16 protein-coding genes, 1 tRNA gene and 4 pseudogenes are annotated in these 21,421 nt (G+C 68.2%); 15 read left to right on the top strand and 6 right to left on the bottom strand.

The features are described 5' to 3' along the window. Positions 1-154: 154 nt before the first annotated feature. The 3 genes and pseudogenes from OTB16_RS37630 to OTB16_RS37620 all read right to left on the bottom strand — a co-directional run. A pseudogene (locus tag OTB16_RS37630) lies at positions 155-334 on the bottom strand (IS30 family transposase); the annotation flags it as partial. Then, on the bottom strand, positions 285-998 hold the full coding sequence (locus OTB16_RS37625; protein WP_267727201.1) for an IS3 family transposase: 714 nt from the start codon (positions 996-998) through the stop codon (positions 285-287). The pseudogene OTB16_RS37630 and the gene OTB16_RS37625, both read right to left, overlap by 50 nt. Positions 999-1,027: 29 nt before the next feature. Continuing rightward, the gene (locus OTB16_RS37620; RefSeq protein WP_267727200.1) at positions 1,028-1,324 is read right to left on the bottom strand and encodes a transposase; all 297 of its coding nucleotides are present in this window, start codon (positions 1,322-1,324) and stop codon (positions 1,028-1,030) included. Between the two features lie 147 nt (positions 1,325-1,471). Here OTB16_RS37620 and OTB16_RS37615 point away from each other — a divergent pair, with 147 nt between their 5' ends. The 6 genes and pseudogenes from OTB16_RS37615 (at position 1,472) to OTB16_RS37590 (ending at position 7,277) form a co-directional block, all read left to right on the top strand. Continuing rightward, a complete protein-coding gene (locus OTB16_RS37615) occupies positions 1,472-2,626 on the top strand; it encodes a ParA family protein (RefSeq protein WP_267727198.1) in 1,155 nt (384 codons plus the stop codon). Next, the gene (locus OTB16_RS37610) at positions 2,623-3,684 is read left to right on the top strand and encodes a ParB/RepB/Spo0J family partition protein (protein ID WP_267727197.1); all 1,062 of its coding nucleotides are present in this window, start codon (positions 2,623-2,625) and stop codon (positions 3,682-3,684) included. Before OTB16_RS37615 ends, OTB16_RS37610 begins: the two co-directional genes overlap by 4 nt. A gap of 149 nt (positions 3,685-3,833) precedes the next feature. Further along, positions 3,834-5,441, top strand: coding sequence for a DUF2637 domain-containing protein (locus OTB16_RS37605; protein ID WP_267727217.1), 1,608 nt, complete (start codon positions 3,834-3,836; stop codon positions 5,439-5,441). A gap of 371 nt (positions 5,442-5,812) precedes the next feature. Next, positions 5,813-6,253: pseudogene (locus OTB16_RS37600) on the top strand (IS110 family transposase); the annotation flags it as partial. Between the two features lie 87 nt (positions 6,254-6,340). Beyond that, positions 6,341-6,958, top strand: coding sequence for a GNAT family N-acetyltransferase (locus tag OTB16_RS37595; RefSeq protein WP_267727216.1), 618 nt, complete (start codon positions 6,341-6,343; stop codon positions 6,956-6,958). Positions 6,959-6,965: 7 nt separating this feature from the next. Next, positions 6,966-7,277, top strand: a complete 312-nt coding sequence (locus OTB16_RS37590) for a hypothetical protein (RefSeq protein WP_267727195.1) — start codon at positions 6,966-6,968, stop codon at positions 7,275-7,277. Positions 7,278-7,540: 263 nt separating this feature from the next. Here OTB16_RS37590 and OTB16_RS37585 read toward each other — a convergent pair whose 3' ends face one another. Continuing rightward, on the bottom strand, positions 7,541-8,059 hold the full coding sequence (locus OTB16_RS37585) for a hypothetical protein (RefSeq protein ID WP_267727194.1): 519 nt from the start codon (positions 8,057-8,059) through the stop codon (positions 7,541-7,543). 324 nt (positions 8,060-8,383) lie between these two features. Here OTB16_RS37585 and OTB16_RS37580 point away from each other — a divergent pair, with 324 nt between their 5' ends. From OTB16_RS37580 to OTB16_RS37570, 3 genes are all read left to right on the top strand, one after another. Beyond that, positions 8,384-9,757, top strand: coding sequence for a hypothetical protein (locus OTB16_RS37580; RefSeq protein WP_267727193.1), 1,374 nt, complete (start codon positions 8,384-8,386; stop codon positions 9,755-9,757). Between the two features lie 78 nt (positions 9,758-9,835). After that, positions 9,836-9,908 (top strand) — tRNA-Gln (locus tag OTB16_RS37575). A gap of 116 nt (positions 9,909-10,024) precedes the next feature. Then, a complete protein-coding gene (locus OTB16_RS37570) occupies positions 10,025-10,639 on the top strand; it encodes a DUF6000 family protein (protein WP_267727214.1) in 615 nt (204 codons plus the stop codon). 55 nt (positions 10,640-10,694) lie between these two features. On the opposite strand, the gene OTB16_RS37565 is transcribed toward OTB16_RS37570, so the two are convergent. Continuing rightward, positions 10,695-11,222, bottom strand: coding sequence for a hypothetical protein (locus tag OTB16_RS37565; RefSeq protein WP_267727191.1), 528 nt, complete (start codon positions 11,220-11,222; stop codon positions 10,695-10,697). Between the two features lie 131 nt (positions 11,223-11,353). Here OTB16_RS37565 and OTB16_RS37560 point away from each other — a divergent pair, with 131 nt between their 5' ends. From OTB16_RS37560 to OTB16_RS37535, 6 genes and pseudogenes are all read left to right on the top strand, one after another. After that, positions 11,354-11,623 (top strand): GntR family transcriptional regulator, encoded by a 270-nt coding sequence (locus OTB16_RS37560; RefSeq protein WP_267727190.1) that lies wholly within the window; start codon positions 11,354-11,356, stop codon positions 11,621-11,623. Positions 11,624-11,778: 155 nt separating this feature from the next. Beyond that, on the top strand, positions 11,779-13,176 hold the full coding sequence (locus OTB16_RS37555) for a helix-turn-helix domain-containing protein (RefSeq protein ID WP_267727188.1): 1,398 nt from the start codon (positions 11,779-11,781) through the stop codon (positions 13,174-13,176). A gap of 34 nt (positions 13,177-13,210) precedes the next feature. Next, positions 13,211-14,412, top strand: a pseudogene (locus tag OTB16_RS37550) (dihydrofolate reductase family protein). A gap of 26 nt (positions 14,413-14,438) precedes the next feature. Next, positions 14,439-15,347, top strand: coding sequence for a helix-turn-helix domain-containing protein (locus tag OTB16_RS37545; protein WP_267727186.1), 909 nt, complete (start codon positions 14,439-14,441; stop codon positions 15,345-15,347). A gap of 757 nt (positions 15,348-16,104) precedes the next feature. Next, positions 16,105-18,294 carry a hypothetical protein gene (locus OTB16_RS37540; protein ID WP_267727184.1) on the top strand — a complete coding sequence of 730 codons (2,190 nt, stop codon included), beginning with the start codon at positions 16,105-16,107 and terminating at the stop codon, positions 18,292-18,294. Further along, positions 18,291-19,127, top strand: a complete 837-nt coding sequence (locus OTB16_RS37535) for a DciA family protein (protein ID WP_267727182.1) — start codon at positions 18,291-18,293, stop codon at positions 19,125-19,127. Before OTB16_RS37540 ends, OTB16_RS37535 begins: the two co-directional genes overlap by 4 nt. 334 nt (positions 19,128-19,461) lie before the next feature. Here the strand turns inward: OTB16_RS37535 and OTB16_RS37530 are convergent. After that, positions 19,462-20,760: pseudogene (locus tag OTB16_RS37530) on the bottom strand (NF041680 family putative transposase); the annotation flags it as partial. Between the last annotated feature and the right edge of the window lie 661 nt (positions 20,761-21,421).

Genomic DNA, 21,421 nt, shown 5'->3' with positions numbered 1-21,421 from the left:
GCGAGGCGCGCCATCCGGCACGGGCGCGGCCTTCCAGGGAGCGGGCGCCGGGGGCGCGGGCGGCTTGCTCGAAGGCGTCGGCCGCTGCCTGGAGGCGGTCGCGGACGAGGGCCGGGGCGTGGGCGGCGGCGACGGCCAGGAGGTCACCGAGGGCCGCGACGTCGCCCGCCAGCGACGCCTCCACTGTCGTGACCCCCGTGGCGATCAGTCGCCAGAACTGGCGCTGCACTACCCGAGACGGATCAGGCCGCCCCGGCGAACGCATCGCCGGCCGCAACGCACGGTCAGCGCGCCACTGCCGACGCTGGCCTTCCGGAACATCGCTGGTCTTCAAACTCCAGTCCGCCGTGGCCACGTCGCACCCCTCCGAGATCAGGGTGTTGCGACGACCAGTTGAATCCACCTTCGCTGCCGCGGTCACTGTGAAAGATCACGCCGTCCACGTCGCCGCCCCGGGTGGCGGCCGCCATTTTGAGCGAGGCCCCGACCAGGGCAGCGTCATGGTGGGCGCCCATCGCGTAGCCGAGCAGGCGTCGCGAGAACAGGTCCAGGACGGTGGCGAGGTACAGCTTGCCCTCACCGGTTTCGATCTCGGTCATGTCGCCGACCCACAACACATCAGGCGCGACCGCGTCGAATCTGCGACGCACCAGGTCAGGGGAGGCGCGGCGCTTGCCCTGACGGGTCAGCGAGCGGCGTCGGCGCGGCGGCTTGCGGCCCTGGAGCCCGAGGTCGGCCATGATCTCGGCGACCGTGTTCACCGAGACCTGCCAGCCCTCGGCCCACAAATCCAAGGTGATCCTCGGCGAGCCGTAGGTGTCGCCTGACTCGCGGAAGAAGTGCGTGATCCTCTCTTCCAGCCGCATCCTCCTGACCTCGCGTTTCGTCGGCTCGGCCGGTCGGCGGCGCCATTTGTAGAACCACGCCTGCGACACGCCCAGCGCGCGGCAGGCAACGGTGTGCGGGATGTCGTACCCGGTCCTCTGGTCGCTGATCACCCCGACGAGCAACGCCGGGTCCCCCTCAGCTACTTCACCCAAAGGACCATGCAGCGTTTGAGGACATCGCGCTCCATCGCCAGCTCCTTGTTGTCCTTCTTGAGCACCGAGATCTCCCGGCGAAGCCGGGCCAGCTCCTCACGCTCGGGCACGCTCAGTACCCCGTCCCCGCCGGCCCTCCTGGCCCGCGACACCCAGCTCGCCAGCGTCGTGTCATTGATCCCGAGCTCCAGCGCGACCTGCGCGATCGGCCGACCCGTCTCGGCCACGATCCGCACAGCCCCCTCACGAAACTCCGCGTCGAACTTCCGTCGCTTCTCCGCCATGACTCTCAACTTCCCCTGCAGTCACGGCTCCACGCTACGAGGGGAAGGTCATTTTGCCGCTTGGTTGGGGTTTGCCCGCATCGCCGCGAACACGCCGGGCTCGCCCCGTGCGTGACTTCCCCATTCGTAGGTTAGTAAGGTTGCATCATGACCACTCAGAATCCGGCCGGAGACCTAGAGAAGGTTGTCTCTAAGCTACCCGCCCTCATGCGGCAGGACCTCAAGGTCCGCGCAGCGGAGCATGGTTGCGGTATCCAGGACGCGGTCCTTCAAGGACTTCGGTCGTGGATGACCGCCGAACGCACGACTCAACCGGTCGCAACCACAGGGGCTATCCCGTTCGCCACGCACCTACCGACGGGCGTCTGGTCCGGTGTCCGAGAGGTCTGCGCCCAGCGCGGTATCCCTCTGGTGCAGGGCCTCACCCAGGCCGTGCAGCTCTGGCTCACCGACAATCCCTCCCCCAAGGTGCGTCCTGCGACGGGTATCCCCCAGCGTCTGGTGGTCTGCAACCAGAAGGGAGGGGTCGGGAAGACGGCAATCGCGGCCGGGATCGCTCAGGCGATGGCCGAGGCCGGCAAGCGTGTGTTGCTGGTGGACTTTGACCCTCAGGGACACCTCACCGACCAGCTCGGGCTGCGCGAGATCCCGAACTCGAAGGGTCACGACAGCCTCGCGAAACACATGGTCGGCGAGAACGAGCACCCTCTGGACGAGCTCGTGGTCACGCTGGAGCACGACAAGTTCGGCGGCCGGCTTCGGGTTCTGCCCACCTGCATGGACGGCTTCCTCCTCGACACCATGCTCGTCCTCTCCAAGCTGCGCACGAAGGAACCGGCTCTGGAGAAGGCCCTGCGCCCCTTGGAGAACGATGTCGACGTCGTGGTTATCGACTGTCCTCCGAGTCTCGGCACCACCATGGACACCGCTCTGTACTACGCCCGTCGCCGTGACGGTGAAGGGCAGGGCGTCTCGGGCGTGATCATCCCCGTGCAGGCAGAGGACAGCTCGGCCAAGGCCTTCATGATGCTCGACGACCAGATCTCCGCTCTCGAGGAAGACCTGGCTTTGGAGGTCGACTACCTAGGGTTCGTCGTGAATCTTTACGAGGCCCGCCGCGGAACGGTGGCCACTTCGTCTCTCGAACGGTGGGAAAAGATGGCGAACCCTCCCCTCCTCGCCGTGATCGGGGACTTGAAGGAGCAGCGCGAAGCGGTACGGCTGCAGCAGCCGCTCCTCGTCTACGCAAGCGACTGTGAGCAGTCCGAGGGAATGCGTGCGATCGCCCGGAGGCTTTCATGAGCAGCAAGAGCGAACTCCTCGGCCAGGCCGGAACCTTCGAGCGTGCGGCTGCCGGCCGCAGTGCGCGGCGCGGCATGATCGATCGCGTGACGGGCAATGACGGAGTGCCTGTCCTGCTTCCCGTGCGTGAGATCAGCACCAATCCGGAAAACCCCAGAGACCACCTCGGCGATGTCGAGGAGCTGGCGGCCAGTCTCCAGACTGTTGGGCAGGTGCAGGCGATCACGATCGCCAGCGTCGACGCCTATCTTCGCGACAGGCCTGGTATGGAGGGCCGCCTCGATCTCGAAGCCACCCACGTGGTGGTAGATGGGCACCGGCGTCTCGCCGCTGCGAAGCTGGCAGGGCTGAAGACCTTGAAGGTCTTCGTGGACGATGCTCTCGCTACGACGGACCGCAGTCTGCTGGAGGCTGCGTTCGTCGCCAACATCCATCGCAAGGACTTCACCGACCTGGAGTCGGCCCAAGCCCTGCAGCTGCTGGTCGACCACCACGGGTCCCAACATGAGGCGGCCCGCCGGATCGGCAAGTCCCAGGCCTACGTTTCTCAGAAACTGTCCCTCCTGAGCCTGACAGCCGAACTTCAAGCCGACCTGGCCGCCGGCCGGCGCAAGGTGAACGAAGTCCGCGGACTGGCCAAGGTTCCCGCCGGGCAGCAGAAGGAGATCGCGGACCGCCGGGCTGAAGAGGCCACCGTCCGGAAGGCGGAGAAGCGAACTAAGTCGGCGCCGAGTGATAACTCAGTTATCGCCCCGCCTGTCCCGGTCCCACGGGATCCGGCAGACGCCAGCACACCCCCGGCTGATAACTCAGTTATCGCCGGCGGCTGCGAGCAGATGGCGCCCGGCTCCCCTGCCGGACTGCCTGAAGGCGATAACTCAGTTATCACCCTCGGGCCCCAGACGGCCTCCGCCGCCCCGGACGGAGTCGTTGCCCACCCGGTGCTCGCTCAGACGCTCTGGTCCCCCCTGCCAGACCTTTCGCAACTCGCAGGCCTCCTCCGGGTACAGCTCAACGCCGACCAGCGCCTCATGCTGGCCGACCTCCTCGTCGACTGACGACCGAGCTCGCGCCTTCCCCTGTGGTGCCCCGGCAGAAGCCCGGGGCACCACGCGTTTGCGGCCCTCTCCAACCCCTCAGAGATCGGAACCATGGGACAGTCAGCCTGCCGAGGCCACAGAACCCAGCAAAGGAGCCTCATCCGGTGATGGAGCTGACTCGTACGCACCGGATACTCATCGGCATCGTGGTCGCCGGAGCCGTCGTCATCGCGGGGATCGGGTTCGCCGGCTCCTACTCCGCGGTGCGCACGCTCGCCCTGCAGAAGGGCTTCGGCAGCTTCTCGCTGGTGTTCCCGATCGGCATCGACGCCGGGATCTGCGTGCTGCTGGCGCTGGACCTGCTGCTGACGTGGATGCGGATACCGTTCCCGCTCCTGCGTCAGACGGCGTGGCTGCTGACGGCGGCGACGATCGCCTTCAACGGTGCCGCGTCCTGGCCCGACCCGCTCGGCGTCGGCATGCACGCGGTGATCCCGATCCTGTTCGTGGTGACGGTCGAGGCCGCCCGGCACGCGGTGGGCCGGATCGCGGACATCACCGCGGACCGGCACATGGAGGGCGTCCGCATCACGCGGTGGGTGCTCTCCCCGATCCCCACGTTCAAGCTGTGGCGCCGGATGAAGCTGTGGGAGCTGCGCTCCTACGAGCAGGCGGTCGGCATGGAGCAGGACCGCCTGATCTACCAGGCGCGGCTGCAGGCGCGGTACGGGCGCGCCTGGCGGCGCAAGGCGCCGGTGGCGGCGCTGATGCCGCTGCGGCTGGCCCGGATCGGCGTACCGCTGGCGCACACCGCCCCGGAGGGCCTCGCCGCGGCCGGCATCGACCCGGCACTGGTTGGCCCGATGGCGCCGGCCGCACAGCACGGAGTCGTTGAACGCGCCGATATGCCGCTGGCGACCTCGGTCGACCCCGCCATCCTCAAGCCGAAGTCTGTCGCCGGTCAGACCTCAGCAGTCGGCGGGGTCGAGGATGCTCGGTCCGCAGTTTCGCCACGCGGAGGAATGTGGCAGGACGTGGCGCCAGAAGACACCTTCGAGGCGCATCGGTCATTCGCCTCCGCCACAGGTGCCCTGCCTGATGCTGTTACCTTCCCCCAGCACCTGGCCGATGCTCACAAAGCGCGCAACCCCGAAACCGGCGAGCTCATGCCGACGGCGGTGGTCGAGCAGTTGCTCCACCCGATCACCGCAGGCCTCACTGTGGCCGTTGACCAGGTGATTGGGGGATTGACCGACAGCTCCGTGGCCAACGGCCAGGCGGTGAGGCCAGTGGCCGAACCGGCATCGGCCACACCGCACCCACCCTTCGCTCACCGCCCGCTACCCGCACCGGAGCCGGTTCCGGGTCGGGGCCCAGCTCCCGTCCTCCATCCCTCATCGAGTGCTCCTGCTGTCTCGGCTGGCAGCGCCGATACTCCGCCCCGCCAGCAAGGACGGCATACAGCAGGTCCGCCTCAGTCACCTCTGTGGGGTGCGCCGGTCACCGCCACCGAGCCCGGGACGGCAGGACTGCCAGAACAGCAGACTGATGACAACGAGCTCACAGAGAACGATCGCCAGATCCAGCTGGTGGTCGGCTGGCTGGAGACGGCTGAAGCCGCGGGGGAGAAGCTCGCCGGCGCTGAGGTCGCCCGTAGGCTCGAGATCCCGGCCCGCACCGGTCTGCGTCGACTCAAGAGCGCCATCAAGTACCGCGAGGAGCACCAACGCAAGGCCGTACGCGCGCACCTGCGCTCGGTGAGCACCAGTTCCTGACATCGCTTCTCCAGCGTGCGAACCCGCACTTCCGATGTGGACCCGCCCTCTGAGGCAGCGCCGAGCCACCGCAAAACGATGGCCGATCACGCAGCCACCGCCCGGGCACGGCGGTGGCCGATGGCCGATCCGATGGCTGATCGGCCAACGGCCATGGCCGATCGCCGGCCAGATCCGCCACACCGTCCATCTCGTCCGATCCCGAAACACGAGAAGGGCCGTGCTCCACGCATGCGCGTGGAGCACGGCCCTTCTCGGTTGCTCAGTCGTGCAGGCCAGGGGCCATTGTCCCAGCGACGGCGCGCATCACGAACGCGACAACGTCGGTCTCGTACGGGTCGCTGTAGTTCTCGTGGTCGTCGAAGTCGAAGGCCTTCCCTCAACACCCGGACGCTGAAATCATCCTCAGCTTCCCCGGCCTCGGCATCCAGCTCGGCGCCCGGGTGCTTGCCGAGATCGGAGACGACCGCAACCGCTTCGCCGACGCCCGCGGCCTGAAGGCATACGCAGGCGCCTCGCCCATCACCAGAGAATCAGGAAAGAAGTCGAACGTCTCCCGCCGATGGGTGAAGAACGACCGCCTCAACCACGGCCGCTACCTCTGGGCCTTCGCCGCCATCACTCGTTCCCCGGGCGCCAAGGTGCACTATCGGCGCCGCCGCGACCACGGAGACTGGCACGACGCCGCGCAGAGGAACCTCTTCAACCGCTTGATCGGCCAGCTCTACTGCTGCCTGCAGTACAACTGGCCCTATGACGAGGCCGTGGCCTTCCCCGAGGGCAATGTCACCGAACAGGCAGTTGCGGCTTGACCTGTCGGCGTACAGGTCAGGCAACGCGTCCCACCGGATCCAGCCGGCCGTGCACAGGTCCCAGACGACGCTCAGGGATTGATCTCGGTGGTCCCGCATATCGAGCGTCCGCAATCGGCAGAACCTACCGCGCGGCACAACAGCGCGTTCGCCCGTGAGATCGTTGCTGACATGACAATTGGCGCGCCGGGCAGCGAAGTTGTACTCGAGACGAGCCGCCTGCTGCTCAGACCTTGGCGGGTAGCCGAGGCTGTCGTCCAGCGTGAGCTGTGGACCGAACGTGATCCACGAGTGCCGCCGCACCGCCGAATCGACGCGGATGGACACCCCACGATCGCGGAGCTTGAGGATTCGATCCGCACCAACCAGCTGTGGTCGATCGGATTGCTGGCGATCGAGCGGAAGGCCTCTCGTGACGTCATCGGCTACTGCGGGCTGGTCGACAGCGGGCGAGGATCAACAGGGGAACCGGAACTGGCATTCGAGCTGCTACGCCGAGTTTGGCGTCAGGGATATGCGACCGAGGCCTCGTTGGCTGTTCTGGAATGGGCGAGATCATCTGGGTGCGAACGTCTGTGGGCCACGGTCTGGGACTGGAACACCGCTTCACGCCGTGTGCTGGCCAAGGTCGGGTTCACCGAGACCGAGCGGAAGGAAGTGGACGCGGTGTACGGGACCACCCTGTTCACCACGAGACAACTCTGACGCGCCGATGTTTGGCCTTGCGGACGGTACGGCTACGCAGTGGACGGCCTGGCGGCTGAGCCTGCCGCCACAGACGAACGGATACAGCAAGTTCGCCGCCGTCGCCGCGCTACTCCGGCGGGATTCGCGGCTCTCCCCGTCGGTGCGTGAGGCGATGGCCAAGCGGTTCTCCTGGTCCAAGGGCGACCCGGCCTATACGCCGGAAGAGTTCAGCGAGATCCGGCGAGCCGCGCGGCGAACGTTCCGCTCGGCGCTATTGCGGATCAGGGAGAACAGCGAGCAGCTGGTGGCGTGGCGGCGCGGTCCCGGCTGGCAGTGACGCGTGGCTGCTCGGTGAGGCCCTGGACGTGCTCGCTCGCACCGGTGATGTCCCGCTTTACCAGAAGCCGAGCATCCGCAGCCGGGTGCTGCGCCGCTATCGGCCCGTACTGGGCGGGGACGGAGCCCAGCACACGTGGAAGCGGCTTCACCTCAGCCGCAAGGAGACGGCAGCACTGGCGGCGGCCCCGTGTGCGGTTCCGCCCCCGGCCTGCGTGGCCGGGGGCGGAGTCCGTTCATGACGGCCGGTTCGGACGCGACCGGTCAGGGACGGGCGAAGGGCTGGATGGTGAAGCGGACGCCCGAGTCGGTGGGCGTCGCGGCGAGGAAGCCGGGGTCGGCCTGCGCGATGTCGCCCAGCAGCGTCTTGATCCAGTCGGTGGGCCGCTGGACGTCGACGCGGAGCGCGGTGAAGTCCGAGAGCCGCACCTGGTGCGGAGCGGCGCCGTAGCGGCGCGCCCACAGCCGGGTGCGGATCAGCTTCGCGGCCTCGGTGTCGTCGGGGTGGGCGGGCACGCCGCGCGGCACCGCCCGGCAGGTGGCGGCGTGGGCGTTGGCGCCCTGGGCGGCCTCCGTCTCCGACATCACGTTGCCGACGGTGTTGCGGTCCGCGCGGTGCGTGCAGCCGAGGCAGGCGACGGCGTAGCGGGCGCCGCCCCGTTCGGTGTCGCCGGTGTAGACGAGGACGGTCGCGCCCTCCAGCGCCCGGAAGCGCTGAGAGACGAGCGTGCCCTCCGGCGTCCAGGTCTCGGGGGCGGGTGCGGTGCGGGTGAACAGCGGCATGGTGACGCTCCTCGATGGGGTTCGTTGATCAGGCGGCGAGCCGGTGGGTCACCGGGGCCGTGGGCGCGAAGTAGGTGTCGGGGCTGGGCTCGTATCCCCTGGCGCAGGGGTCGCAGCAGCCCTGGGTGCGCAGCGGTACTGGCGCAGCGCACCTGTTCCGGAGCTGTCGTATTCCTGGCGCGAGCAACGCAGCGGCGGGACAGTTCGGATTCAAGGCTGGCTATCGAGGAGTACGTCGAGACCAACGCTCCGTAGCTCGCTCTGCGATTGCTACGTGCGGATAAGCAGTGGAGACCCGATCGTCGTGATGACAAGGTGAGGCTCATGCCGTCGCCCACATTTGAACAGCTCCTCCGTGAGCTGCACGCCTCGCTCACACTGCGCAAGCGTCCGGAAGATGTGGCCCGGCTCATCCAGGATCTGTACGCCGCCCGCGGCACTGACCTCGATACAGCGACCGAGGCGGCGCTCGCCAAGGCTGCTGAGCACTCGCTGCGCAACCTCTGGCACGGCTATACCTCCATGCGGGAGGAGTTTGCCCGTCCGGTTGGCGCACAGCGCCAGCTTGCCCGAGCGGCAGACCTGTTCACGAAGGTGCCGAGCCTTCCGGACGACGCCGGGGATGATCCAGCCCAGATCGAGGTGGTGATCCGGCGAGCGGGTGCGGAGATCGGCCGCTCGTACGGGGAGAACGACTTCGGCATGGACCGACTCAACCGAAGCGAGCGCACGGAGGCGGGCCTCGGGAAGATTCCCAAACGCCAGTACAACAAGCGTTTCCGACTACTGCGCCGGATGGAAGCCAAGCTGGCCCGGCTCATCCACGAGCAGCGCCGACGCGAAGTGGCCATCACCGGAAAAGGTGCCCTCGCTCACGTCCTGCCGTACGAGCTGTTCGCCACGGACCTGGACACGGCGGCCTTCATTGCCTACATCACGGCGCGCGGCTACATGCGCAGCGTCTTCACCAACGGCCGGCAGCGCCAGGTCTACGACGAGGTCGCTGCGGCCCTGTTCCAGCGCCTAAAGAATCTCCCCGAGCAGACCTGCTGGTACGCGGTCGCGCATGTGCACCCCACAGCTGAAGTGCTGGCCCAGGTATCCGACCAGGACCTCACCCAGTTGCTGGTTCGGTGGAATGGATTCCTGCGCCAGGTCGCCGGCCTTCTGGAGGACGCCTGGAACCGGCATCCGCTGGAACGCGACACGATGATCGTGCGCCGTGGCAACGACTCGTCAACGTGGAACCAGGCCGCACAGGCATGGAACACGGCCCGGGCCCACTGGTTCGCACTGCTAACCGAGCTGGGGCAGGACGAGATCCTGGATCGGATTTGCCCTGGCAAGGTGCCCCGCCTGATGGCAGCCGACGTGGCGTACTGGCACCGCATGAGCGGCGGCGGACTGCACCCGGACACCTACGTCTGGGCGGACCTTCCTCTGCCCTGGGAAGTACTCCGGGGTGAGAAGGAATGCCCACGTTCACTCGTCGAAGCAGCTTGCGCCCGGCATCGGGTGGACCCGATAGCCGGCGCCTGGACTGCTCCCAGGCCAATGGCTGAAGCCGTCGTCTTCCGGCGGACACCCGAGCTGGTCCACGGCGTCGCCGTCGCCGACCCGCTCATGGCCAGCGCTCTCCGTTCGGCAGGAGTCTTCTCCGGCAAGGGAAAGCGTGCTGCCGCTCAGGAGTGGACGTGACCGGCGGCGATTCCCGCGCTTTTCCTCCTCTGTAAATCAGTTGACCCACACAGCAGCCCAAGCAATGATCACGGTGGCGACGAGGAAGCTCTGCGGAGGAGCGCCCGGCTCTGATCCCGGGTGGACGCAGGTTCGAATCCTGTCCTCGTCGCCTCTCCCATACTTCCCAGAGCACCATGTCCCCGGGCCGCGCCCCTCGTCGGCGAGTGGCGCAATGTCATAGAGGGTGGTCTCGTCGCGCACCCGAGAGGCAGGATCGGTCGTGTGATGCGCCATGCCCACGAGGATCCCGAACTACTGGCCCTGGTTCGCCGCTATGTCACCCCCGGACGGCGCTACTTGAAGCTCAGCGGCAGCTTGCTGCGCATGGAAAGTCCTGAGTACGACCGATTCATGCAAGATCTCCGTGAGGACGCGGGACTTATCGCCCCGGACGAGATCGCCACGCTCCTTGAGGGCAGCTGGCGAGAGCGGAGAACTGCTGCTTGGCTGGTAGCTGTCTCCCGCCGGACCGAGTTCCGTGAGCGTCTCGGGGAACTCCTGCTGGCCAGCGAGGTCTGCTGCGTTGGGCTGGCCTACAGCGTGGCCCTGGCGAGTTTCGGAACAGCGCGGGACGCTGACCTGCTCGCCGCCTACCTCGATCGCTACCTCTGCCGCCCTGACCTCGGATACGACCAGGCCGTCGTCATGGGTGCTCTCCAGTTCATCGACCTGAACCTTGGAGGTCGCCAGGTCGACCGCTTCCGGGAACCGGGCGGTTTGTGGCAGGAGTGGCTCCGGGAAGCGCCTCACCAGCAGGCCGACACGGACCCCACCCCCCACTTTCTGAGCCTCATTCGTAGGCTTTGCGCGTTCGTCGACGAATGCGCCGAGGCGCTATGACCACCACCATCTCCTGGTGGTCTCTCTGGGCCGTGGCCGCCGCCCGGGGGAGTAGTCAGATCTGTCTGCGGGACGCGATGTAGTCGAGCCAGTCGCGTCTGGCGTATCCGGTCCAGCGGGTGGCGCTGCTGATGCTGGTGTCGGTGAAGTCGGCGAGGACGGACGCCGGCAGGTCTGTGGCCAGTGCGAGACGGGCATTGTTACGGCCGGCGCGCGGCGCAATGCCGTGTCGGCGGAGCTTCAAGTTGAGGTAGGTGGCTCCCAGAGGGCGGGCGGGCTCCTGGCCGGGGAAAAGCCAGGGTGTTGTGCAGGCTGTGTGATCGAGCTGCCAGCGTGCCTGGCATCTGTCGCGTTGCGCACGGACCAGCCGGGCGACTTCGGGCGGCAGCGGAAGATGACGGCCTGCGAGGTTGAGCGCCACCGTCACGTGGTCGTCTATGACGTCGTGCACAGTGAGTTCGAGCAGTTTGGTGTGCTGCAGCCCGAAGAGGAGCGTTAGGGCGCCAGCCGTACGAACATCGAGAGGCAGAGAATCGTCGCGGAGACACCGGTGCAGCTGCTCGGCCTGCTCCTCGTCCGTCATAAAGACGCTGGGGGCAGGCACGCGTGCCCGGGGAACTACGAGCTCGCCGACAAGTCTCCGGCCTCGCGCCCAGGTGACGAAGGCACGCACCTCACGACGATCTCCAGCCCCTCCCTCCAGCCACATCTCAAGTGGGACGACTCGCTGCCGGCATGAAGTTGCCCGGCATCCGCGAGCTCTCCGAGGAGTACAGCGTCGCGGCAGGAACGGTCCAGCGAGCTCTTACCGAACTGCGCAACGCGGGACTGATCTACTCCCATCAAGGGCGTGGCTCTTTCGTCAGCGACACCGCGGGTGAGGCCGACCAAGACCCAACCGCACTCGCCATCAAGGTGCTTCAGTCTCAGGTGGCGGAGCTCACGGCCCGTCTGGACAAGCTTGAGGGAGAACGCGATGGCTGACGCTGGCTCCCGCCTCTCACGCTGCATGTCCTTCGCTCCCTGGTCGCTTCCGGCTGCGTTACCAAAGTTGTAGGGCCAGGCGCGGATTGCGTTCTAGGTCTGACATGTGTCCGGCGGATGGGACACAACAATCGGAGACATGAAGGAGTGGCAGTGTGGGGCAGAAGCCGAACGTCTTAACCCCCGAGGCATCGCCCTTGCATCGCTTCGGCTATCAGATGCGAGACCTCCGGGAACGGCGCAACCACACCCTGCGCAGCCTGGCGGAGGCCACCTTCATCTCCTACTCCAAGCTCTGGAAATGGGAGAACGCACAACGGGCACCGAAACACCGCTCGGAGGTTGAGCAGCTCGACCGGCTGCTCGACGGCCAAGGACTCCTGGTGGAGCTGTGGGCCCGCATCGGCAGGGATGCTTCCTCCCTATGCGATGTGTCCGTTCCGGGGGGCCATGTGTCCGAATCGTCTCCGGGCCTGGCCCTAGCCGTCTCTGGACGGGCAGGCTCGAACGATGACGACACGGACACGGTCGTCGTCCCCTGCCGCGTCCACGGAAGGATCCTCTTCGTGCCCGTGCCCCGCCGTGTTGTCCTCGCGTCTGGTCTTGCCGCCCTCGCCACGACAGCGCTTCCAGCTCCGACGGCAACCGCTGCCGCTACGGCCGCCGACATGACTTCGCCCATTGATCATTTCTCGCAGCTCCGCCGCGTGATGATCCAGACCGACAACTTGATCGGTCCCCGGAACGTCCTGCCCGCGCTACAGCAGCATCTGGCCCGGCTTACCAGCCGCCGACGTGCCTCCCGTGGCGCCGACGCTGCCGAACTTCTCGCGCTCGAAACCCGCTACGAGGAACTAGCTGGCTGGCTGGCGCAAGATATCGGGGATGAGCGAACCGCCCACGGGCACACGGCAAAGGCCCTTGATGCGTCGCACATCACCGGCAACACCGATCTCACCGCATACATTCTCGGCCGTAAGGCCCAGCTCGCTGTGGACACCGGCCTTGCAGCCGACGCCCTCGGCCTTGCAGCCGCTGCCCGACGCACCGCCCGCCCCGGCAGCCGCCTGGAAGTCATCGCAGTCATGCACCAAGCCCACGCACACGCCGTTCTGGGCGACGGTACCGAAGCCCTGACCTCATACGACACCGCGCTTGCTCTTCTCGGGCGCGCAGACACTGACGGGGTCTGGGGCTCCTGGCTCGACGAGGCATATGTCAGCACGGCCCGCGCTCGCTCCCTGGCCGCGCTCGGCGAATACGAGCAGGCCGCAGCAGGTTTCGACACAGCCATCGCCGCCCTGCCAACCACCTACCGGCGTGACCGCGGTGTCTACCTCGCCCGCGCAGCCCGCGCCCACGCTGGCGCTGGCAACCTCCCTCTCGCTGCTCAAATCGGCCTGCAAGCAGTCGGGATCGCTGCTGAAACCGGCTCAGCCCGCATCGTGAGCCAGCTCGACCGGCTTGACCGAGTTCTCGCCGCCGCTGGCAGCAAAGAGGGCATCGCCGAATTCCGCGCCGCGCTCGACCAGATCGTCCTGCACCCCGCCTGACGCCACCCGGCCCTACTCACATCTGGAGCATTCCGTGCCTCGCCCGTTCGTCCTGCTGTCCGCCGCCGTCTCTCTGGACGGCTACCTCGACACCCGGCCGGGCGAAGACCGGCTCCTGCTCTCCAACGCCGCCGACTTCGACCGCGTCGACTCCGTACGCGCCTCCGTCGACGCAATCCTCGTTGGCGCCGGCACCCTTCGAGCTGACAACCCCCGGCTCCTCGTCAACTCGCCGGAGCGAAGGACAGCGCGGGTCTCCGCAGGCCTTCCCGAGTACCCGCTGAAGGTCACCATCACCAGAACAGGCAGCCTTGACCCCGCCTGGAAGTTCTGGCACCACGGGGGCGAGAAACTAGTTCTCGCTGTTGGCAATGAAGCAGCAGGGAAGGCCCGCGCCAATCTCGGCGACCTCGCTACCATCCAGGGCATCACTACTGAAGCAACCTGGCAGACCGCGCTCGACATCCTCGGCGATGTCTACGGAGTCCAGCGGCTCATGGTTGAAGGTGGCGGCACCATCCACACCCAGCTTCTCGAGGAAGCCCTCGCCGATGAGCTCCAGCTCGTCATCGCCCCGCTCCTCGTCGGCCAGTCTGATGCCGTACGGATGCTCGGTCCTGCCAACTACCTCGGTGGCTCCTCGGCCCGGCTCAGGCTCTTGGAAACGAAGCAAATCGGCGACGTGGTGCTCCTGCGCTACGCCCCCAAGGACATCTCCATGGAACCCCGATGAACATCAGCTCAGGCACGAGCACTCCGGGCGTCGACGGCTCTGCTAACGCCGCGGACCACCGCTGGCTCGCCCTCGCGTGCGATCTCGCTGCCCTCTGCCCTCCCTCGACGACTGCATTCTCCGTCGGTGCAGTCATCGTCGCGTCGGATGGCACCGAGCTCTCTCGTGGTCACTCCCGAGAGTCCGACCCTCACGACCATGCTGAAGAGGCTGCACTCGCCAAGCTGCCTGCCAAAGATCCCCGGCTTGCCACCGCCACGCTCTACAGCTCGCTAGAACCCTGCGCAAAGCGTGCCTCCCGGGCACGATTTTGCTCTCAGCTCATCCGCGACGCCCGAATCCCTCGCATCGTCACTGCCTGGCGCGAGCCCGACACCTTCGTCCCGGGCGCCGACGGCACTGAACTCCTGGAGTCCGCCGGTATCGCCGTCGTCGAACTACCTGAGTATGCGGACGCCGCTCAGAGGCCGAACAGCCATCTGCTCCGTGGCGGCGATAGATGAATCGGGTCAGCACGGCCCGTACAGCCGTGTATCGACTGTACGACGCCGAAGAGCGCCTGTTGTACGTCGGAATCACCATGAACTTGCAGCAGCGCCTCACCGATCACCGCCGCCAGAAGTTTTGGTGGCATCTGGTGAAGCAGCAGGACGTTCGGTGGTACGACAGCCGGCCCAAGGCCGAAAGCATCGAGGCAGAGGCGCTCCGGACCGAAGGCCCCTTGTACGACGGAACTGACCGCATCACCAACTGGGTTCATGCACGCCAGTCCCGCCCAGTGGATCCATTCTGGCGGCCGGTCGCCGAGGCGCTCCTCTCGCAGATCACGAACGGCACGTGTCTGGTGGGCAGTCGCCTTCCTGCAGCACGTGAGCTTGCGGACCGCTTCAAGATCTCGGAGTCATCCGCTGGCTTCGCTCTGCACATGCTCCGGACAGCCAGGGTGATCGGGGTTGCACCCCACAACGTGGTTCGCCCTATCGGGGACCACCAGCCCCTCGGACAGACCGACGCCGAAGTCAGGGACCGGCTTGCAGAAGGCGATCCGCTGGAGCGAACGGCCACGGCACCTCCCTCTCAGAGTCCTTGTGGTGTATCTTTCAGAGATCTATCGATCATGAGAGGCTGCGCTATGCCCGACCCGGACCGCTTGAGGCAGGTCGATGCCCTGCTGGACGGCCTGGACGACGTCCTGCCTCCGCCTCACGTGCGGGCCCAGTTGCGTCTTGCTGCTGGCCTCACGCAGAAGGATGTCGCGGACGTTGTGGGTGTGAAGCGCGTGGCGGTCGCGCGCTGGGAGTCGGGCGAGGCCCGCCCTCGGCGCCCACACCGCGAGGTCTACCTTCACCTGCTCAATGGGCTCGCGGAGCGCTTCCCCGAAGCCGCGCAGCTGGATGAGGGCATGCCGACGCCGACCTCCGAGGGGGGATCGGGATGACCTAACGGCCATCGGCCGCGCGCGCCAAGAGCGGATTAACCACCCGCCGGCCTCGCGCGGCCCGTCTTGCTCAGGTCCCAGTTCACAGCTGGTCCTGAGCCGCGGCTCATAGAGCCGCTCGTTTCTCTCTCGGCCCCTTAACAGGGCCAACAGCACACACACGGCCGCTGACCACGGCCACCACAGCCGTATCAGTACCACCCGCTTCACCGAAGGCCCCCACCACAGGGGCTTTCGCGATCCACAGGTAACCGAGAGGAAGGAGAAATCTCCCCCCGCCCGATCGGTGTTCGCCCGCTTCTCACGAAGGGGGCTTCGCCCGACACATCCACATCCAGAGCATCCAGCCCCGAGGGGCCAGGTCGTCCAGCTACATGGAGAGCAGGTCGTTTCTCATAGTGCACGAGAGTGGTGTCCCTTGTCAGGTCGACCCTGTCCGTTTCACCCCGGTTCAGGGCCGACAGACGTCCCGCGTGACGGGATCACAGTCCGCTTCGCGTTTATTTACGCAGTTCGTACCGGAAGAGAGGCTTCCGGTAGGAAGCTACAACTGCGGCGCTTTCGGGGAGAAATCCTCGATCGAAGCCGCGGTGTCCGTCGCCCCGTCGAACGGCTCTCGCCGGTCCGCTCTCGTTGTCCACAGGGCCGCCGCTGATCTCCGGACTCTGTCCACAGGGGAAATCTCCGAGGCTGCCGGGATGATCGTTCGCACCCGCCCGCCCGTGTCCGCGCACCGCTTTGTCGTGGCGGTGGTCCGATGAGCGCCGTGGCGGCACCGGCCGCCGTGATCCCGCGCCCTCGTACGAAGTTCGCCGTCGGGGCCTCGCGCCGTCGGCTCCGGTCGGTTCCGGCGCAGGCCGGTCCGGTCGTTCCGCTGGAGCTGGGCAACCCGCTCCAGTTGTCGAAGCCGATGCGGTCTCGGCTGCTGGCCGCGGTGCGTGCGTTGGTGTCGTCTCCGGCGCTGGCCGGGGCGTCGGACGGCGCGCGGCTGGCGTCGGTGGTGCTGACGGCGAAGTCGAGGGTCCGCGACGACTATCAGGCGAAGATCTGGGCGGCGGAGCTCGGTCGGTGGCTGGGGGTCTCCCAGTCGACGGTCGCGCACGCCGTGCTGCCCGAGCTGCGCGCTGCCGGGTTCCTCGGCTCGAACGTCGCGACGAACGCCTTCGGGCACGCGACGGGCCTGGAGTGCTGGGTGATCCCGATGTACCGGGCGCAGCAGGTCGGCGACCGGCGGCACGCTCTGGCGCTGTCCCGCTCGGAGCTGGCGGTGCTCCTGAGCCTGTGCGAGGTGCTGTTCGGTCCGGGGTGGGCGCCGAAGGACAAGCCGGTGGTCCCGGCCGGGCTGCTCGCCGGGCGTACGGGCCGGGGTGCGGCGACGGACCGGCTCGGGCTGCTGCTGATGGTCCTGACGACAGGTTCGGCGGGCTGGCTGCAGCTGCGCCCCGGGTCGGTGGACTCCGGCCGGGGTCGTCCGGCGGCGACGGTCGGCGGGCTGCTGGGCTGCACGGCGGCGGCCGGGGCGAAGGTCCTCAAGCGGCTCCAAGCGTACGGCGTCGCGGACGTAGTGCGGCAGGAGACCGGCTCGGGCCTGCACGCGAAGTCCCGAGTACGTCTGGTGCCGGTGGCTGAGGCTCACGGTGTGGCCGTGCGGGAGGCTCGCCGGGGCGCGGACGCCGTGTTTTCAGACCTCGCCGGTACTGCATCCGGAGATCTTGAGTCCGGCGAGACGGGCGAGACCCTTGTGGCGACTGGGGTCGGGGGTGCTGGGCGGGGTGAGGCAGCCGGATCGGCAGACCTCGCCGCAAATGCACAGCACCACGCTCTCCACGCTTCTGGGGTTACTGCTGGTGGGTCTCTCGCGCTCTCTGGTGGCTTTTCCGGCGAAGGCCGTGGTGCGACCGGTGGTCTGCCGGACCGCGCGTGCGTACGCGAGGACGGCAGCCCGCTCTGCGGGGAACAGCAGGAGAAGTCCCCGGTTGTCGAAGGCGTGAACAGCGGCTGCGGGCCGGTGGCCGGTGCTCCCGTGCGGGTCGTGGACGGTGCGGGCCAGGGCAGGCAGCAGTGGGGGAGGGTGCCTCTGCCGCCGGAGGACCTGCGGGCCGTTCTGGCTCCGGTCGACCTGGTGTGGGCGCGCCTGGAGCGTCCGGCCGCCCGGAAGCTGGTGGAGGCCGCCGCCCGTGGCGAGCTGGCCCGGGTGGTCGGCTTCGCTGGCCGCACGGACGCCCCGCAGGTCCTCGCCGACCGGGTCGCCCGGCGCCTGGAGGACCAGATGCGGCTGGCCGGGCCGATCAAGGACCCGGTGGGCTGGCTGATCGGCCTGGCCCTGCCTCAGCGGCAGCGGTGTGGCGACGTCCGGTGCGACGACAGGGTGCTGCTCGACTCCGGGCAGGACTGCCCGCGCTGCGAGGAGAAGCAGGCCGACCGCCGTGACCAGCGTCGTGCGGTCGCGGCGGCCGTCGACGCAGCGATGCCCCGCGCCTCCGAGACTGAGCGTCGTACGGCGGCCGAGCAGCAGCTGCACCAGGACGTGACCGCCCAGGCGTGGATCCGCGAGCACCGGTGGGCGCAGGTCCGCGAGCAGCAGGCCGCCGCCGCCAAGGCCCGCGCCGAAGCCGCGGCCGCGCAGCCGGCCTTCGAGGCCCCGGCCGCTCCGGTGGCCCCGGTCGTCCTGCCCGCGCCGCGTCCGGTCGCCGCGCCCGACCCGGTCGTCGACGGCGACGACCAGGAGCAGGAGCAGGAGCTTGTCCTCGATGACCTGACCCGCGAGCAGGTCCGCACCTGGCGGGTGCGCGGGTCGAAGGACCACAGCGTCGTCTTCGACCACATCGACCAGTACGGCGAGACGTCGGCCAGGCGCCTGTTCAGCCATCAGCTGGTCAACGAAGCGCAGCGCCTTTCGGGCACGCAGCACCTGGTCCTCGGGCACACCACCTGGGGGCAGGCATGAGCAACAGCGAGGTGTCCGGCGTCGACCTGGCCCGGGTCGCGCTGCGGGCCGCGATGGAGGCGGCCCGGAAGAACGGCAGCGGTCAGAAGTCGAAGAAGAAGCCGCGGGTCGCCACATCGGTGCGGCGCGACGGGCGCGAGCCGATGGGTCTGGGTGCCGCGCTCGGCGCGCTGGTCACCGAGCGGGCCTGGACGCTCCCGGCCGCCGGCGCTTCCCTGCGCGAGCGGTGGGCAGCGATCGCCCCCGAACTCGCCGGGCACGTCGCCGCCGTCGCGTTCGACCCGGACTCCGGCCGGCTCACCGTATGCCCGGAGTCGTCGGCATGGGCGACGAAGGCGCGCCTGGAGCAGACCCGGGTCATCGCGGCCGCCAACAAGACAGCGGGCCGCAGCGTCGTGAGCTCCCTGCGGATCCTGCCGCCCGGCGCCGCGCCCGTCCCCGGCCCCGCTGACGCTGTCCCGGTAGATCCTCCGGCCCCGGCCGCGACCGGTCCAGCAAAGACCAGGGAGACGGCGTGCGAGGGCTACCGCCGCGCACTGGCCGCCCACCAGAAGGCAGCGCCGCCGCGCCGGATGGATCCGGGCATCGCGCAAGCGGTGCAGCGGCAGAACACCGTGCTGCGCGAGCTCAGCCGCCGCGCGTTCCCCGAGACCGACGCCGTGGCACCGGACGATGCGCCGACCCAGTTCGACGCTGCCCGCTCCGAGCGACGCCGCCAGGCCGAGGTGTCCCGCGCGGCCGCCTTGCGCCGAGCCAGGGCCGAGCGCGCCCAGCGGAACGGGGCCGCGGTCATCCTTACGCAGCAGTCCGCTCCGTTGCGGTCCACAGCATGACGGTGCGGCGCACTGGGTCCGAGCTGCTGATCCCGCGACGCCGAAGTACTCGAACGCCGCAACATGGGCCTCGGTCCAGGCGTGCTGATCGAGATGCACCACGGGCCGCATGAACATGTGACGCGAAGCGGGCAGCACCATCACGAACGCCCAGATCCGGTGCCGCTTGCCCGTCCTCGGGTTGATCCACTGCCCCAGGAAGCCGTAGTCGATCTGGGCCTCCGAGCCGGGCTCGACCTCGTCCCGCAGGACCGTGACCTGCGACTTCTTCACCTCGTCGGGCAGTGTGTCGCGGATCCAGCGGCGGAGGGAGGACTGCGAGACCTCGAGTTTGTGCCCTGGCGGGAAGCGCGGTGATCGGGCGGATGTTCCTGAACCCGCGGCGGACGCGGGCGGATGTGAGCCGGCCCGGGGCCGCGGGCTTCTCCCAGGGCCGACGGAGGTCCTCGGCGAGGGGCCGGGCGAGGCGGAATTGGGTGTGGGCTGCGATGACGATCCAGGTCCAGCGGTCGGCGGCCTCGGGTGAGCGGAGCCTGGGCCGGGTCCAGCCGAGGGTCTGCTTGAACAGCCGGAATGTGTGTTCGAGATCGAATCTTCGGAGGTAGGACTGCCACCAGCGGTCGATGTCGGCGGCGGTGGCGCCGGTGGCCGAGGACCACAGCCACACCGGCTTGGGATCGCGGTCGCCGGGCAGGTGGTCGACTTCCAGACGGAGCAACGTGCCCTCGATGACGGGGAGTTCGCCGTCGTGGTTGAGCCAGCATGTGCGGTGGGTGAGCCGGGGATGCATTCGGTCCCAGCTGACGGCGGTGGCGGTGCCGTAGCGCGTGGTGGCGGTCGTGGTGGTGTGCCCCGGCTCGGGCCAGGTGGCGGGCTTGTTCAGGGCGAACTCGGGTCCGTGCTTGGGCGGGCGGCCGTTGGTGCCGGGAAGTCTGGGTGGTTTCGGGCGTCTCAGGACCCGGTCTGAGCGGATGCGTCCCAGGAGTTCGACGGGCAGGTCGGCGAGCACGAACGCCAGGCGGGTGACGTCGTAGCCGGCGTCCATGACCACCAGGACGTCCGGGTCACCTTGGGCCCAGTGACCGGCCGCGATCAGACGCTCGACGACGGACCGGAGCTGGTCGGCGGTCACCGCGGTGGCGTCGTCCTCGGGTCCGAGCCGGACCGCGTCCAGGATCCCGGTCCAGGAGGTGCGGCCGCTCTCCAGCGCGACGACGAAGGAGTAAGGCCAGCCGGGGATGAACTGCGCGGCGTTCTTCGCACGCCCGTGGACGTGGCAGAACAACCTGTCCGGGCGGGTCGCCGCGTCCGAACGCAGCCACGAGCTGACGTCCACGGCCAGGACAATGCGCCCGTCGTTGGTTCGGGGAAGCGGTAGTGCGGCCAGTGCCGCCCGCAGCCGGTCCGCCTCGATCCGGCCGCCGTTCAACGCGTCGTAGAGGGCGCCGTGCCCGCGACGGTGCTCAGAGGCCAGGGCCAGGTCGACCAGGGCCTTGACCGGCCCGTCCGCGCAGAGCAGGGTGTCGGTCAGCTCGAACAGGGCGTCCGCGCGGGCGCTCAGGCAGTCGTAGAAGCCGTTCCGGAACCGGGACAGCACGGACAGGGACTCGACGCGGACAGCGTCTTCCAGCAAAATCGTCCTCACGGCCTTGCTTAGTGATCATGGGTGCTTCGCAACGCACATGATCACGCCAAGGCCGTACCGCTGTCCGGAGAACGGCAAAAGCCCGCCGGGGGCCGAGCCCGCTCGGGGGGCAACGTTCGACCTACGCCTCGGTACTCGGCTCAAATCGCAGGTATCGGCCCCAGATCAGGGCCTTGCGATACGGACCATCCCCGCCACTGTCGAACTGCGGCTCATCGAAACGGACCCAGTACGCCAGCTCCCCAGGGCGTGCCTGAGCATGCTGCACAGGCGCCGGGGCAGCGAGATCATCGATCGTGCCGAGGAACTCGCGCTGCCACGGCCCGTCCCATGCGGCATCACGCAGTACCCGTACCCGGCTCCTTCGCGCTGGCGTACTCGCTGACCAGTCTTGCTCCAACGGACGGCCGAGGAGGTGTTCGAGGGCCTCGCGGTCCAGTGTGGTTGCCGGGTCGGGGTCAGAGGCAGACGTCATGCCCTCATCCTCCCGCCAGACCGCTCAGAGCCCCAAAGGTTAAAGAACAAGCGTACGTCCAGCAGTCCGGGCATCATCGCAGCTCAGAAGGGGTGTGGGTGCTGTAACCGGACGTCAAGCTCAGGATAGCCAGCCGGTGCAAGTCCGGTCCGGGGAGACGCCAGGGTCCCCGGT

The sequence above is a fragment of the Streptomyces antarcticus genome (assembly GCF_026627255.1).
GTDB lineage: Bacteria > Actinomycetota > Actinomycetes > Streptomycetales > Streptomycetaceae > Streptomyces > Streptomyces antarcticus.
The sequence above is the reverse complement of the archived record's forward strand: the minus strand, read 5'-3'. Positions and strand labels throughout refer to the sequence as shown.